Raw genomic sequence first — 15,303 nt, forward strand, 5'->3', positions numbered from 1 at the left:
ACGTGACTTTTCCACCTGCCGCCCGGCCCACCGCGAGCCAGGCTACATCTCCCTTAGCTTTCGTCACATTCGCGTTCTATGCTGCAGCCGCGAACGCTTCCGGAAGCCATGGCTTGCCCGACAGGCCTACCGGCGGCGTGAGTGTCGGGAAACATGTGGACCGATGCAAGTGCAAGCGATTGGTCCTCGCATGTGACACCATGGCACTGGAAAATTTAAATCGATTAGAATATACCAACCACGCTGCCGGCGCCCGGCATCAAATCGGACTGACCATGACCAGCCAGATCATTCCTGTCGATCCCTTCGACTTCATCATCTTCGGCGGCACCGGCGACCTGTCGGAACGCAAGCTCCTGCCGTCGCTCTACTACCGCCAGTGCGGCCACCAGTTCTCCGAGCCGACGCGCATCATCGGCACCTCGCGCGCCAAAATGACCGATGGTGAATTCCAAGCCTTCGCCAAGAAGGCGATATCGCAGCATGTGAAGCCGTCCGATATCGACGCCAAGGAGTTGGAGAGCTTCCTGGCCAGGCTTTCCTATGTCTCGGCGGACGCGACGACCGGCACCGGCTTCGACAAACTCAAGAAGGCAATCGGCGACAGCGACTGCATCCGCGCCTTCTACCTCGCCGTGGCGCCGGCGCTGTTCGGCGACATTTCGCACCAGCTAAAGGAGCACAAGCTGATCACGCCGAGCTCGCGCATCGTGCTGGAGAAGCCGATCGGCCGCGACCTCACCTCGGCGCGGGCGCTCAATGATGCGGTGGGTGACGATTTCCACGAAAGCCAGATCTTCCGCATCGATCACTATCTCGGCAAGGAAACGGTCCAGAACCTGATGGCGCTGCGCTTTGCCAACGCGCTTTACGAGCCGTTATGGAACTCGGCCCAGATCGACCATGTCCAGATCACGGTCGCCGAAACAGTGGGGCTCGAGGATCGCGTCACCTACTACGACAAGGCAGGTGCGCTGCGCGACATGGTGCAGAACCATATGCTTCAGTTGCTCTGCCTGGTCGCCATGGAGACGCCGTCGTCGATGGACGCCGACGCCGTCCGCGACGAGAAGCTGAAGGTGCTGAGGGCGCTGAAGCGCATCAACGGCAATGAGGCGCCCAAGCACACGGTGCGCGGCCAGTATCGCGCCGGCGCCTCGGCGGGCGGTCCGGTCAAGGGCTACGTCGAGGAGCTCGGCAAGGACAGCAACACCGAGACCTTCGTCGCCATCAAGGCCGAGATCGGCAACTGGCGCTGGGCCGGGGTTCCGTTCTACCTGAGGACTGGCAAGCGGCTCGCCACCCGCGTCTCGGAAATCGTCATTGAGTTCAAGCCGATCCCCTATTCGATCTTCGGCGAGAGCGCCGGGCCGATCTTCGCCAACCAACTGGTGATCCGGCTGCAGCCGGACGAAGGCGTCAAGCAGTACATCATGATCAAGGACCCGGGACCGGGCGGCATGCGGCTGCGCCAAATCTCGCTCGACATGAGCTTCGCGCAGTCCTTCCAGGGACGCGCGCCGGACGCGTATGAGCGACTGATCATGGATGTGGTGCGCGGCAACCAGACCCTGTTCATGCGCCGCGACGAGGTCGAAGCGGCCTGGAAGTGGATCGACCCGATCCAGAACGCCTGGGAAAGCGCCAGGCAGGAAGCTCAGGGCTACACGGCCGGAACCTGGGGGCCGTCGGCCTCGATTGCCTTGATCGAACGTGACGGACGGACATGGCACGAGAGCAATTGAGCGAAGTCCGTTACGGCTGGAACGGCTTTGCCGGTCGCCAGGACCTGGCGACGGCGCTTGCCGGGCAGATTGCCGACCGGCTGAGCGGCGCCATCTCGGAACGCGGCACCGCGCTGCTCGCGGTGTCCGGCGGCACCACGCCGGCGAAGCTCTTCGCCGCGCTGTCGACCGCGCCGATCGCCTGGGACAAGGTCACCGTGACGCTGGTCGACGAGCGCTTCGTGCCGCCGTCCTCGCCGCGCTCGAATGCCGGGCTGGTGGCGGCGAACCTGCTCCAGAACAAGGCAGCCGCGGCACGTTTCGTGCCGCTCTACCATGAGGCGGCAAGCATCGAGGACGCAGCCGCGGCGGACAGCGAAGCACTGCAGGCGCTGCCCTGGCCGCTCGACGTGGTGGTCCTCGGCATGGGCGGCGACGGCCATACCGCCTCGTTCTTTCCCGATGCCGGCAACCTCGAGGAATTGCTCGACCCTGCCTCGCGGCGGATCGTGCTGCCGGTGCACGCGGCGAGCGGCGGCGAGCCGCGGCTGACGCTGTCGATGGCGCGCATCGTCGCCGCCGGCTTCGTCGCGCTCCATATCGAAGGCGAGGACAAGCGCGCCGCGTTCAACGGCGCGATGGGTCGTGGCGCCGAGAAGCCCATCCGCAGAGTGCTCGAGGCGGCGCCGAGACCAATAGAGGTGTTCTGGGCACCCTGATTGCAACATGACGGCCCGACGGCGCTGGGAGGACGTTGCCGGGCTCGAAAGGACGGACCATGACAGCCAGACGCGATATCGAAGCCATCACGGAACGCATCCGCCACCGTTCGAAAGCAGGCCGCGAAGCCTATCTCGGCCGCATCGCGGAGGCTTCCAACCGTACCGCCAACCGCGCGGTGCTGGGCTGCGGCAACCTCGCCCACGGCTTTGCCGTGTGCAGCCCGTCCGAAAAGATCGCGCTCGGCGGCGACCGCGTGCCGAACCTCGGCATCATCACCTCCTACAACGACATGCTGTCGGCGCATCAGCCCTTCGAGACGTTCCCGGCGCTGATCAAGGAAGCCGCGCGGGAAGCGGGCGGCATTGCTCAAGTCGCCGGCGGCGTGCCGGCCATGTGCGACGGCGTCACGCAAGGCCAGCCCGGCATGGAGCTGTCGCTGTTCTCGCGCGACGTGATCGCGATGGCTGCGGCGATCGGCCTGTCGCACAACATGTTCGACGCGGCCGTGTTCCTCGGCGTGTGCGACAAGATCGTGCCCGGGCTGGTGATCGCGGCGCTCACCTTCGGCCATCTGCCTGCAGTCTTCATCCCGGCCGGGCCGATGACGACGGGCCTCGCGAATGACGAGAAGGCCAAGATCCGCCAGCTTTATGCCGAAGGCAAGGTCGGCCGCGCCGAACTGCTCGAGGCCGAGTCCAAATCCTATCACGGGCCGGGCACCTGCACCTTCTACGGAACCGCCAACTCCAACCAGATGCTGATGGAGATCATGGGCCTGCACACGCCCGGCGCCTCCTTCGTCAATCCCGGCACGCCGCTGCGCGACGCGCTGACGAGGGAAGCGGCGAAGCGGGCGCTGGCGATCACCGCGCTCGGCAACGCCTATACGCCGGTCGGGCGCATGATCGACGAGCGCTCGATCGTCAACGGGGTCGTCGGCCTGCACGCCACCGGCGGCTCGACCAACCACACGATCCATCTGATCGCGATGGCCGCCGCCGCGGGCATCGCGCTGACCTGGCAGGACATTTCCGACCTGTCGGAGGCGGTGCCGCTCTTGGCGCGCGTCTATCCGAACGGGCTTGCCGACGTGAACCATTTCCATGCCGCTGGCGGGCTCGGCTTCCTGATCCGCGAGTTGCTCGACGAAGGCCTATTGCACGAGGATGTGCAGACGGTGTGGGGCGAAGGCCTGTGGCCCTACGCCGTCGAGGCGCGGCTTGGCGACGACGGCGGTGTCGTGCGCGAGGCAGCACCTTCGCAGAGCGGCGACGAGAAGGTGCTGGCGCCGTTCAAGAAGGCGTTCCAACCGACGGGCGGCCTGAAAGTGCTGGGCGGCAATCTCGGTCACGCCGTGATCAAGACCTCTGCCGTGAAACCGGAACGCCGTGTCATTGAGGCGCCGGCAAAGGTGTTCGACAGCCAGCAGGCGCTGAACGACGCCTTCAAGGCCGGTACGCTGACCGGCGATTTCATCGCCGTCATCCGTTTCCAGGGCCCTAAGGCCAACGGCATGCCGGAACTGCACAAGCTGACCACGGTGCTCGGCATCCTGCAGGATCGCGGCCAGCGCGTGGCGCTGGTCACCGACGGGCGCATGTCGGGCGCCTCCGGCAAGGTGCCGGCGGCGATCCATGTGACGCCGGAAGCGGTCGAGGACGGGCCGATCGCCAGGATCCACGACGGCGACGTCATCCGGCTCGACGCCGATGCAGGCACGCTGGAAGTGCTGGTGCCGGGGACGGAATTCGCGCTGCGCCGCACGGCCGAAGCCGATCTCATCGGCAACGAGTTCGGCTTCGGCCGTGAGTTGTTCGCCGGCTTCCGGCAACTGGTCGGCCGCGCCGACCATGGCGCCGCCGCTTTCGGCAACGCCTGATCTTCTCGACTTCAATAAAAAAGGGCGGCTCGAGGCCGCCCTGATCGCAGTGCCTACTGGACGGTGAGTTCGTTGCGCTCGCCGGCCTTGATGGTGAAAGGCGTCTCCTTGTCGGCCTTGTCGGTGGTGAAGTTGGTCACGAGCACGTAGTCGCCCGCGGCAAGCGTGGTCTGCATCTTCTCGCCGTAGGCGTAGGTCGCCTGCTTGCGCTCGCCCTGGATGTTCTTCTTGGCCTCGAAGATCTTGAAGCCGTCCGCGCCGGGCGCGTCGACTGCCACGACACCGGCATTCAGCGTCACGTTGACATCGGTCATCTGTCCGACCGTCACGCTGAAAGGCTGCTCGGTGGACACGGCCTGCACGTCGACGCCCATCACGTAGTCGCCGGGCGGCAGGTCGAACTGGCTGTCGGGACCATAGGCGTAGGTCACCTGATCGCGGGTGCCATCGAGCTTCTTGGCCGCCTTGTAGACCTTCCAGGACACGTCCGCCCCGGCCTTTTCGCCGCCCTGAGTGTAGAAGGCGTTGGCCTTGGCCTTGCCGACGCCGACGATCATGTCCTTCTCGACCGTCTGCCCGGCCGCGAGCTGAATGGTTTCGGTGATCGTGCCGCTGCCGATCGTCACCGTGACCTTCTCCTCGCCGGCCGGGAGGATGACCTTGGTATCGCCGTATGTCGTCGTGTGGTCGCCCGGATAGGCGAATTCCAGTATAGCGCCGCCGGCGATGTCTGCCCCCGGGCTCGGCCGCGGATGAAGGATCAGCTTGCCGGCATTCAAGATGAAGAGCGGCTGGTAGGCCTGGCCTGCCTCGATCTTGATCTTCTGCTCCGCCTTGGCCTGTCCATCGGTCGCGACCACGACATAATCGCCCGGCTCCAGATTGCCCTTGTAGGCGCCGTATTCGGTGGTGACGGATTCGCCGCGCGTACCGTCGGACTTGGCCTTGTAGACCTCCCAGACATTGCCGTCGGTGATCGGATCATCGCCCTCGGCGAGCACTACGCTCGGCATGAAATTGAACTCCGGCTTTGCCGGCTCAGGCGCCGGGGCCGGAGCCGGTTCAGGCGTGGGAGCCGGAGCCGCGACGGTTTCGACGAGAGCTTCCTGCAGCGCTTTCTCGTCGGAGGCCTGGATGTATTTGCCGCCGGTGTTTTCGGCGAGGCAGGCGATCTGCTTGCCCTCGTCCGCGGTCAGGCCGAAGCCGACGACATCGGCGGTGAAGTCGACACCGCTTTCCTTCAGCTCCTTGCCGAGCGCGCAAGGATCGCCGCCGCAGGTCTCCAAACCGTCGGTGATCAGCACCACCGTCGCCTTGTCCTCGGTGTATTTCAGCGCCTCGGCGGCCTGCTTGACAGCGGCCGTGAGCGGCGTCTTGCCGAGGAATTTCATACTGTCGGCCGCCGACGAGATGGCGCTGGCGGAACCGGCTTGCGGCGGCACGATCAGCTCGATGTCGTCGCAGCTGCCTTTGGTGCGATGGCCATAGGCCATGAAGCCGATCTCGTCGTCGGCCGGAACCGACTGCAGCACCGTTCGCAGCGATTCACGCGCGATCTCCAGCTTCGGCTTGCCGTCGATCTGGGCCCACATCGAGCCTGATGCATCGAGGATGATGATGACCTTGTTGGCGGCAAAGCCGAAACTGGTCATCGACAAAAGCAGGAGCGCCGCAGCGACGCTCCGTATCAGTCCCGCCATGGAAATCTCCTGAGAGTAGCCCTCGTCCGCGTTGCGAAAGCTATTTGACGCGGCATTCGGAGACAAGTCCGATGGCCGGCGAAGTCACTCAATAAGTGGTGCGCCGCTCTTCCGATGGCGGACGGCCGAACTGCAGCCGGTAGCTCTGCGCGAAATAGGAATGCGAGGTGAAGCCGGTGGCGATCGCCACGTCGAGGATCGGCATGTTGGTCTGGCGCAGCAATTCGCGCGCGCGTTCGAGCCGCAGCCGCATATAGTAGCGGCCAGGCGTCACGCTCAAATGGCGCAGGAACAGGCGCTCGACCTGGCGCACCGACAACCCCGCCGACTTGGCAAGCTGCACCGCCGACAGCGGCTCGTCGAGATGGTCGGCCATCAATTCGACGATGCGCCTGAGCTTTTCCGACTTTCCGGTGAGGTCGCGCTCCGGTCCGACGCGCTGGCGGTCGCCGGCCGAGCGGATGCGCTCGTGCTGGAACTGGTTGGCGACGCCGTTGGCGAGGTTGGAGCCGAAATCGCCGCGCACGATCTCCAGCATCAGGTCGATCGAGGTGGTGCCGCCGGCGCAGGTGTAGCGCTTGCGGTCGATCTCGAAGACATTGCCGGTGCAGTTGATGTCGGGGAAACGTTCCATGAAGCCGGCGCGGTTCTCCCAATGGATCGTGCAGCGGTAGCCGTCGAGCTGCCCGGCCTCGGCCAAGAGATAGGAGCCGACCGAAAGCGCCCCCAGCGCGTTGCCGCGCCGGCCCCAGCTGCGCAGCGCCGCCAGCACCTTGCTCTTGCCGGGGAATTCGGTGGTGAGCCCGACCGAGACGAACAGGATGTCGACCGGCGGCATGTCGGCGACCGAATAGTCGATCTTCAGCGGCAGGCCGTTCGAGGCCATCACCGCGTCGCCATCGGCCGAAATCGTCGTCCAGCCGTAGAAATCGCGGCCGAGCAGGCGGTTCGCCGAGCGGAAGCAGTCGATAGCCGCCGCCAGCGAGAACATCGAGAATTTGTCGACCAGCAGAAAACCGAACTGACGGCCGCCCTGAACGGGATCGTTCGTGATCGGCCGTTCAACGGGAGCAATCAGGTTCGGCAATGCAAAGGCTTTCTCAAAATCAGAAGGACGGCCGCTTCAGCCCGGCCGCGAGGTAGGCGGAAGCTACAGTGTTCGCCATCAGCATGGCAATGGTCATCGGCCCGACGCCGCCGGGGACCGGGGTGATGGCGCCCGCGACCTTGGCCGCCTCGGCATAGGCGACGTCGCCGACCAGGCGGCTCTTGCCCTCGCCCTTTTCGGGCGCCGGGATGCGGTTGATCCCGACGTCGATCACGGTGGCGCCGGGCTTCACCCAATCGCCCTTGACCATCTCCGGACGGCCGACGGCGGCGACCAGGATGTCGGCGGTGCGGGCCAGCGCCGGCAGGTCTTTGGTCCGGCTGTGGGCAATGGTGACCGTGCAGTTGGCGGCGAGCAGCAGATTGGCCATCGGCTTGCCGACGATGTTGGAGCGGCCGACGACGACGGCGTTGAGACCGGACAGGTCCTTGCCGCGCACACGCTCGATCAGAAGCATCGAGCCTGCCGGCGTGCAGGGCACGAAGGCCGTCTCGAGCTCGCCGGTGCCGAGCTTGCCGACATTGATGAAGTGGAAGCCGTCGACATCCTTTTCCGGCGCAATCGTCTGGATCACCTTGCCGGCGTCGATATGGCCGGGAAGCGGCAGCTGCACGAGGATGCCGTGGATCGACTTATCAGCGTTGAGATCGCCGATGATCTTCAGCAATTGTTCCTCGGTGTTGTCGGCCGGAAGCGTATGCTGGAGCGAATGGAAGCCGCATTCCTTGGCGGTGCGCGATTTCGAGGCGACATAGACCTGGCTTGCCGGGTCCTCACCGACGATCACCACCGCAAGGCCAGGCTTGGTGGCTCCCTTGGCCGACAGCTCCGCGGTCAGAGCCTTGACCTTCGAAACCACGTCCTCGGCGACGCTCTTTCCATCAATCACTTCGGCCATCACCAACCCTCAGCTTCGCTTCGAGGCCGCATCGATGCATGGCCCCATTCCTCGATCGGCATTGTCGATCCACCAAAGCGAGACGCTTGCGGCCGAAATGCAGCGCGGCATTTTCACCAAAATTCGACAAGGCAATCCCGTCAAAGCGTCGTCGGATGCCGTAAACCCGAAACCGGCCGCTTTTATCGAACCGCTAGTCGTTTAAAAATACGGGCGCCTCAGAAATAGCGGCGACGCGTGCGGCTTTCGGTCAGCTCGCGCACCGCTTCGCGGAATTCGCGCAGGCTGGCGCGGATATCGTCGATCTCGCCCTGCTGATCGGCGGGGGGCTGGCCGGCGGGGGGTTGGTCGGCCTCGCCGGCGGCCGGCGATCGCGGATGATAAGGTGCCGCCGATGCCGAATAACGATCCTCGTAAGGATCGGTCCGGCCATGGTCCGGCCGGTACGAATAGGAATAGCCCTGCTCGTATGGCGGCCGGAAATTCTCCCGCGCCGATGGTTGAGCCCCAGAATAGCGCTCTTCCCGGCTGGGCGCGCGCCAGGCGCTTTCGGGCGGAACAGAGTCCATATCCACCGTTTCGGCCGGCTCGCGCCGCACGAAATAGCGAACCGCCGAGGCAAGCGAGCCGAAAAGCCCCGGACGGCCGGCATCATTGGCCGGTTCCGGCGGTGGCGCGACGGGTTGGACTGGAGCCAGCGTGGCTGCCGTCATCGCAGGCGGCACTGGAGGTGAGGCGGGCGGCGGTGCGTAGGACGCAGCTGCCGGCGGCGTGTAAGATGCGGCTGGGGGCGGCGTGAATGACGGAGCCGGCGGCGGCGTGAAAGACGCGGCCGGGGGCGGCGGCGTGAATGACCGAGCCGGAGGCTGGGCGACAGGCGGGGCCGGCGGCGTCACAAGCGGTGGCGGCGGCGGAGCGGCCTTGTTGGAACTGTTCTCCATCATTGGAGCGCGCTTATCGACGCTGCGGCGCGAGCGGTTATCGGCCGTCTCGCGCAGGCTCGCATAGATGCCGCGCAGCGCGCCCAGGCCGATGCCGGCGAACAGGCCGGCGAACAGGCCGGCCAAGGCCATCACCGCTCGCGACGGTCCCTTCGCCTGCAGCGGCGCATAGGCGTCCGAGATGACGCTGATATTGGCGGTGTTGATGTCCTTCTGCTCGCCGGTTTCCTTGGCGCGCAGCAGGAACTGCTCGTAGACGGATCGCTTGGCGGCGGCCTCGCGCTCCAGCTCGCGCAGCGAGACCAGATTGTTGTTGACGTCGCCGCTCTGCACCTTGGCCTGCGCCAGGCGCGACGACAGATCCTGCTCGAGCTGGACGGAGCGCTTCAGGTCGACCTGCAGGGAGGATGCGATGCGCTGCAGCTCGGCGCTGATGCGCTCGCGCGCGCCGGCGAGTTGGGCGTTGAGCGCCTCGATCTCCGGATGGCGGGGCCCAAGCCTGACCTCGGCGCGATCGGCTTCCTGCTTCAGCGCCGCATATTGCGAGCGCAGCTCGCTCATCATGTTGGAGTTGATTTCCTCAGGCAAGGTGCCGCTAAGGACCGAATTGACGTTCAGCGAGCGAGCCGAGGCGGCGCGGGCATTGAGCTCGAGCGTGCGGGCGCGGGCGACGGAAAGCTGCTCGTTGAGCTTGAGCATCTGGTCGTCGCTGATCAGGTGGCCCTGCGCGTCGACGAGGTCATGCGTCGCCCTGAAATCCTCGACCTGGCGTTCGGCCGTCTCGACGCCCTTGCGCAATTCGCCGAGCCTGGCGGTGAGCTCGTCGTTGGCGCGGCCCGCCGTGCTGGACTGGATCTCGCTGGAGATCTGCCTGAAGGCCTTGACCATGGTGTTGGCGATCAGCGCGGATTTCTCCGCGTTCTGCGTGGTGGCGCTGACCGAGACCACGAAGGTCTTGCCGCCGCGCTCGACATCGAGGCTGTCATACAGATTGCCGACCGCCAGCGCACGCTTGCGCGCTTCGTCCGCCGCGCCGGCATCCTGCCGCGACAGGATCGAGCGCAGCGTCGACATCAGACCGATGCCGCCCTTGCCCTGGCCGTTGAATTCGGGGTCGTTGGTAAGGTTGAGATCCGTGACGACCTTGTTGAGAACGGTGCCCGAAGTCAGGATGCGAACCTGGTTCTCGACGATGGCGAGGGTCGCATCCGAGGCGACCACGTTCTGCGTCAGGTCGCGATCGGTGAGCTTGAGGTCGCGCGGGTCGACAATGACGTCGGTCGTGGCCTCATACTTCTTCGGCGTCGACAACGCGATGGCGACGCCAAGCGCCGCGCCCAGGATGGTTGTCGACAGGATCAACGCCTTGGATCGCGTGACGCCGTGAACCACCTGCATCGGGTCGATCAGCGGTTTCCACTCCTCGGAATTGCCGCCGGCAGACGGCCGGCCTGCATGGCGAGGTTCGGAAGCGGCCTGCGGCTGGCGGCCTTCCGCAGTGGCCTCGTAGCCCTGCCCGAACGAAGCGGGCCGATTTCTTCCCGCCCGGTCGTCCCCGGTTTCGGCCATATCCGAATCCGGTTCCGCCTGATCGTGGTCAAATCCGCCGGTCTCGGCGGGACGCGGGTTCAACTTTTCTTCGCGCTCGGAACGCGCGGCGCGATGGCGCGCGGCTGCATCCTCGCGCCAGGAAGAATTGGCCCGGTCGCCGATCGAGACCGTCTTGTCGTCGCCACGCATGGCTTGGCCGAGCGCGAGCAGAGAACGCTCGCGCCTCCAGTCATCACGGTTATCCCTGTCGACCATTGTCCTGGAACTTGCTCTCTGCGGCTTGGGCGCGCGGATCGGCCAATCGTTAAGCCACGCTAAACAGGCATAGGAAACAAACGGTTAATTTTGCACCTCGGCGGGCAGAGTTTTTCGCCTTGCTCACGGCATTTCAGCGCCGCCGGGACGGGCGCCAGAACGCCGCGTTAAACTTTCCAGCCTATGTATCGCCCCCGACATGACCCAGGCCAGCGACATGCCGCAAAGGCGAAGCTTCGCGCGGATCGGCCACTTCGTGGCCACCCGCCGGAAACTGGTGTCCGACTATTTTTCGGCGATCAGCGGCGCCGGCGGTCGGCTGGTGTTCTCGCTGGCCTATTTCGTGGCTTTGGCCAACACGCTTTCGATCGCCGAGTTCGGCATGTTCGCGACCGCGTCGGCCGCCGGCATCATGCTGTCGCGCATCCTCGCCTTCGGATTCATTTCGGCGCTATACCGCACCGCCACCATCCGCCCCAACCTGATCGGCACATTCACCGCCGGTTTCCTGCTTCTCGGCGTCTTGTCGCTGCCGTTCCTCGCCGCCGCATCCTACATCGTCTACCTGATCTTCTTCGCCGGCGCCGTGCCGCTGTCGGCTTTCGCCGCGGTCGTCTTCGCGGAAGCGCTTCTGTGGCGACCGGTCGAAGTGGCGCTGATCGTCAACAACGGGCTCGGCAAATTCGGGCGGGCGGCCGTGCTCGCCATCCTGGCGACGGCGCTCAGGGCAGTCGGCGCGATCCTGTTCATGCTTGGCGCGCAGCACAGCATCGGCGTCTGGTCGCTGTTCTACATCGGCGCCAATGCCGCCTCGCTCATCGTCGCCTTCGTCTTCTTCTATCCGCGCCAGCGGCTGAGGCTGCGCGCCGAGCTTTATTTCAGGCGGCTCGCCGATTCCATCTATGTCGCCGGATCCGAAGTGCTGTTCTACCTGCAGATGGAATTTGACAAGCTCCTGGTGCTGTCGATCGGCGGGCCGCATCTGGCCGGCATCTACGCCATCATCATGCGGCTGGTCGATCTCACCGCGATCCCGATCCGCACCTTCTCGATGATGCTGGTGCAGCGCATGATGCGGGCGCCGGAGCTTCTGTCGCGGCTAGCGGTCAAGAGCGGGATCGAGGGTGGCGTGTTCCTGGTCTCGACGCTGGCGCTGGTATCGCTCGGCATCGTGCTGCATTTCTTCCCAAACGCGCTCGGCAAGAATGTCGCCGAGGCAGCGCCGCTGGTCGCGCTGGCGGTTTGCGTTCCCGGCCTGCGCAACCTCGTCGAATACCAGGCCGAGCTGCTCTTCGCGCGCGGCCAGACGGCGGTGCGGGCGATCAATCTCGGCCTGCTCGCCGGCCTGAAAGGGGTGCTGCTGACCTATGTGCTGACAACGATCCCCGACACGGCCAATCTGGTGCTGTCGCTCAACATCGTCTTCCTACTGCTCTATCTCGCCTCGATGCTGCTGACCTATTCGGCCATGCGCCGCCCGGCGAAGGCGATCTGATTCAGGTGAGGCCGGCCTGCAAACAGCGGCTCCCTGCGCTTCCGGTGCTCACGTACTTTAGTACGCTCCGCTCCGGTTCTCAGAAGCCACTGTTTTCGACTCGGCCTGACCTGAATCCCGCGCAGGCTAATCAAGGCCGATCAGGCGGCGGATGCGGCCGATATCGGTGCCGATGAAGGACTGCATGCCGATCGCCACCTGTTCCGGCGCCATGGTCTCGACGAAGCGGCGGAATTCCTCATCCGACAGCGGCTCGCCGTTCCAATGGACGCGGCAGAATTCCTCCGAACCATGGAAATGGCCGGCGCCCTCAAGCACGTCGTCGACATAGCGGCCATAGATCATGCATTCGGAGAACTGGCGCGCCGAACCGACGACGCCGATCCAGTCGCGGCCATGCACCTTCTCGATGCGCTCGCACATCGCGTTGACCGTCTCGCGGCGCCAGGCGATCAGCGTCGAGATGTAATCGTGGCTCGATTGATTGGCAGAATCGATGCCGAGCGCGGCACCGGCATTGCGCGACCAGATGCGATGCTCGTCATGTCCATCGTTCGACAGCACGCCGTCGCGCCGGAACAGCCGCACCTTGCCGTCGCGCCAGAAAGCGCCGGCGTCGAAGGGTTTCAGGAAGGCGACGTCGGAATCGCAGAAGACCAGCACGTCTTCCTTTGCCTGCCCGGCAATGGCGATACGGCGCAGCTGCTGCACATGCCAGCCGCGCAGCGGCTGCGTTTTGAAGCTCAGCCAGACGCGGCGGCGGAAACCGCTCAGCGGATCGTCGAACACGCGCAGCCAGCGCGGCAACAGGTCCCGCTCGTCGACGACGCTGCGACGGCTGCCTTCCAGCTGGCGAAACAGCGCGACGTCGCGATGCTCGGTGAGGATGTAATGATGCGCCACGCCGGTGACATGGCGGTCGATGGTTTCGCACAGAAGCCGGCAGCGCTCGAAATCGGGAGCGTAGCTCGCCGTGACGATCGCAGCCAGGGGCATGCGCGGCAGCGGTTCGATTGCGGTGGAGGTGCCCGGCACGAAGCGGCTGTTCACCGGCGCGCCTCCGCTGGCCCCGGCCCAAGCGACAGCTTCTGCCTGACGACGCGCCACAGGAACAGCGGATTGCCGACGATGTAGCGGCGCCACAGGCGGCCGGGCTCGATCCATAGGCGGAACAGCCATTCGAGCCGCAGCCGGCGCAGCCATAGCGGCGCGCGCGGCACAGAGCCGCTCATGAAATCGAGCAGCGCGCCGACCGCGACCGGCAGCGTGCAATGGCGGCTGTCGATGTGGCGTTCGATCCACAATTCCTGGCGCGGAACGCCCATCGCGACGAGGAGCACGTCGGGCCGCAGCCTGGCGATGCGCTCGAGGACCGCCGGCTCCTCGGCGGCAGAGAAGAAGCCGTCATGGATGACGACGAATTCGTGCTGCATGGCGAGCGTCGAAAGCTTCGCACACGCGGCTTCGGCATTGGCGCGCGTCGTGCCGAGCAGCGCCACCGTCAGCGGGTGCGACGAGGCCTGCAGGAAGGCCGGAATGAAATCGGTGCCGTTGAGGTTGCTGGGGAAAGGCGCGCCGTAAAGCAGCTTTGCCGCCATGTCGACGCCGACGCCGTCGGGGAGGATGAGGAAGTTTTCCAGCGCCTCGGCAAAGACCGGATCGGTGCAGGCAAGGTTGGCATTGTGGGCGTTGAGGAAGCTCACCTTGGTGAAGCGACGCTCGTCGATCAGCCTGGTGAGCAACGCGATGGCCTCGTCCCAGCGTATGGCAAGCACGGGAATGCCCAAAATGGTCTTGAGCGTGTCGAAGCCGAAGGCGGCGCGCGCGGTGTGCATGTTCATGCGGCGACCTCCTGCCTGACGGCGCCGAGCTTCTCCAGGCCAAGCCCGATCGCGGCATCGAGCGCCTTGAGCTGGCGGCGATGGAAGGCGCTGCCGTCGACGTCGCGGACATTGGCCGCGGCGGCCTGGAGAGCAGCGGCGAAGGCAATCGGATCGTCGGTCACCACGCAATTGTCGGGACGATAGCCGATGCCGCGCAGCGAGCGGCTGGTGGCGACGGACGGCAGGCCGAGCTCGAAGGTCTCGATGGTCTTCAGCTGCACCCCGCTGCCTGCGGTGCTGATCAGGGGAATGACGGCGGCGCCACGCACGAAGGCCTGCGCGTCAGGAACCCTGCCGACGAAGGAAACACCGGGATGCGGCGAGCTGACGCCGGCAGGCATGTGGCCTGCGATCCTGACGCGGAAATCCGGCTTCAGATGCGGCACGACCTTGCTCAAGAACCAATCGAGCCCGATGCGGTTCGGCTGCCAGGTCCAGGTGCCGATCAGCGCGGCGTCGCAATCGACATGGCGCTTCGCCTTGCTTGCGGGCTCCTGCGCGCGGGTCACCAGCGGCAGCACCGCCGAGCGTCGGTCGGAGGCGACGCCAAGTGCGGCGCGGTCTTCCTCGGCCAGCGTGAAAACAAAGCGCGCGGCGCCACAGAGACGCTCCTCAATGACCTTGAGGAGCCTGGCCTCGCGGCGGAACATCCAGCGCTGCAGCGCGCTGCCGGCCGCGGCGGCATTTTCCTCGGCCGAGCGATGCTCGACATTGTGCGCGACAAAGACGAATGGACGGTCGGCGAGAACCTTCTCAAAGGCACCGGCGAACTGCACCGAATTCAGGACATAGCCATCGAAGGGACCGGCGCGCTCGATGGCGGCGCGGACCTCGCCGTCCGAAACGACGTGCAGCTTGACCGAGGAAAAGGTAAGGCCTGAGACAACCGCCTTGCCCAGCCAGGCAAGCTTGCGCAGCGGCCAAGCGCTTTCGGTGCGGACCTCGACGGCGTCGAGCACGATGGTGTTCTGGGGATCGGACGGGGCCTTCCCTGGCCAGATGAAGCCTATCACCGTCACGCGCACGCCGGCCCGCCGCAGCGCGTCGATGATCGCGGCGTTGGCAATCTCGTAACCCGAGGCGAGGGCGCCATCAGGCACGATCGATGTGGCGAACAGCAGATGCATTTCACCTATCCTTGGCTGC

At 65.4% G+C, this 15,303-nt stretch carries 11 protein-coding genes; 4 read left to right on the forward strand and 7 right to left on the reverse strand.

Features of this window, described 5'->3' with window-relative positions:
* Positions 1-275 precede the first annotated feature (275 nt).
* Genes zwf through edd form a run of 3 tightly spaced genes read left to right on the forward strand, consistent with a single transcriptional unit; the run spans position 276 to position 4,326 of the window.
* The gene (zwf, locus tag FJ424_RS22435) at positions 276-1,745 is read left to right on the forward strand and encodes a glucose-6-phosphate dehydrogenase (protein ID WP_140655352.1); all 1,470 of its coding nucleotides are present in this window, start codon (positions 276-278) and stop codon (positions 1,743-1,745) included.
* Positions 1,727-2,443 (forward strand): 6-phosphogluconolactonase, encoded by a 717-nt coding sequence (gene pgl / locus FJ424_RS22440; protein ID WP_140655349.1) that lies wholly within the window; start codon positions 1,727-1,729, stop codon positions 2,441-2,443. The genes zwf and pgl overlap by 19 nt, the downstream gene beginning before the upstream one ends.
* A gap of 59 nt (positions 2,444-2,502) precedes the next feature.
* Complete coding sequence (gene edd, locus FJ424_RS22445) at positions 2,503-4,326, forward strand: phosphogluconate dehydratase (RefSeq protein WP_140655346.1); 1,824 nt, start codon at positions 2,503-2,505, stop codon at positions 4,324-4,326.
* Between the two features lie 53 nt (positions 4,327-4,379).
* Here the strand turns inward: edd and FJ424_RS22450 are convergent, their stop codons facing one another.
* The 4 genes from FJ424_RS22450 to FJ424_RS22465 all read right to left on the reverse strand — a co-directional run bounded on the left by FJ424_RS22450 (position 4,380) and on the right by FJ424_RS22465 (position 10,779).
* The gene (locus FJ424_RS22450; protein ID WP_140655343.1) at positions 4,380-6,026 is read right to left on the reverse strand and encodes a VWA domain-containing protein; all 1,647 of its coding nucleotides are present in this window, start codon (positions 6,024-6,026) and stop codon (positions 4,380-4,382) included.
* Positions 6,027-6,114: 88 nt separating this feature from the next.
* A complete protein-coding gene (locus tag FJ424_RS22455) occupies positions 6,115-7,113 on the reverse strand; it encodes a GlxA family transcriptional regulator (protein ID WP_140647709.1) in 999 nt (332 codons plus the stop codon).
* 19 nt (positions 7,114-7,132) lie between these two features.
* Positions 7,133-8,032 carry a bifunctional methylenetetrahydrofolate dehydrogenase/methenyltetrahydrofolate cyclohydrolase FolD gene (folD, locus tag FJ424_RS22460; RefSeq protein WP_140655340.1) on the reverse strand — a complete coding sequence of 300 codons (900 nt, stop codon included), beginning with the start codon at positions 8,030-8,032 and terminating at the stop codon, positions 7,133-7,135.
* A gap of 218 nt (positions 8,033-8,250) precedes the next feature.
* Positions 8,251-10,779 carry a GumC family protein gene (locus FJ424_RS22465; protein ID WP_140655337.1) on the reverse strand — a complete coding sequence of 843 codons (2,529 nt, stop codon included), beginning with the start codon at positions 10,777-10,779 and terminating at the stop codon, positions 8,251-8,253.
* 199 nt (positions 10,780-10,978) lie between these two features.
* Here FJ424_RS22465 and FJ424_RS22470 point away from each other — a divergent pair, with 199 nt between their 5' ends.
* Positions 10,979-12,274, forward strand: coding sequence for a lipopolysaccharide biosynthesis protein (locus FJ424_RS22470; protein ID WP_140655334.1), 1,296 nt, complete (start codon positions 10,979-10,981; stop codon positions 12,272-12,274).
* 126 nt (positions 12,275-12,400) lie between these two features.
* Here the strand turns inward: FJ424_RS22470 and FJ424_RS22475 are convergent, their stop codons facing one another.
* The 3 genes from FJ424_RS22475 to FJ424_RS22485 are packed head-to-tail and all read right to left on the reverse strand — an operon-like array spanning position 12,401 to position 15,284.
* Complete coding sequence (locus FJ424_RS22475) at positions 12,401-13,324, reverse strand: DUF6492 family protein (RefSeq protein WP_140655331.1); 924 nt, start codon at positions 13,322-13,324, stop codon at positions 12,401-12,403.
* Entirely contained in the window at positions 13,321-14,115 is a 795-nt protein-coding gene (locus tag FJ424_RS22480; RefSeq protein ID WP_140655328.1) for a WecB/TagA/CpsF family glycosyltransferase, read from the reverse strand. Before FJ424_RS22480 ends, FJ424_RS22475 begins: the two co-directional genes overlap by 4 nt.
* Positions 14,112-15,284, reverse strand: coding sequence for a glycosyltransferase family 4 protein (locus FJ424_RS22485; protein WP_140655325.1), 1,173 nt, complete (start codon positions 15,282-15,284; stop codon positions 14,112-14,114). Before FJ424_RS22485 ends, FJ424_RS22480 begins: the two co-directional genes overlap by 4 nt.
* Positions 15,285-15,303 lie beyond the last annotated feature (19 nt).

Origin of the sequence: Mesorhizobium sp. B3-1-8 (assembly GCF_006439495.1) — a bacterium.
GTDB lineage: Bacteria > Pseudomonadota > Alphaproteobacteria > Rhizobiales > Rhizobiaceae > Mesorhizobium.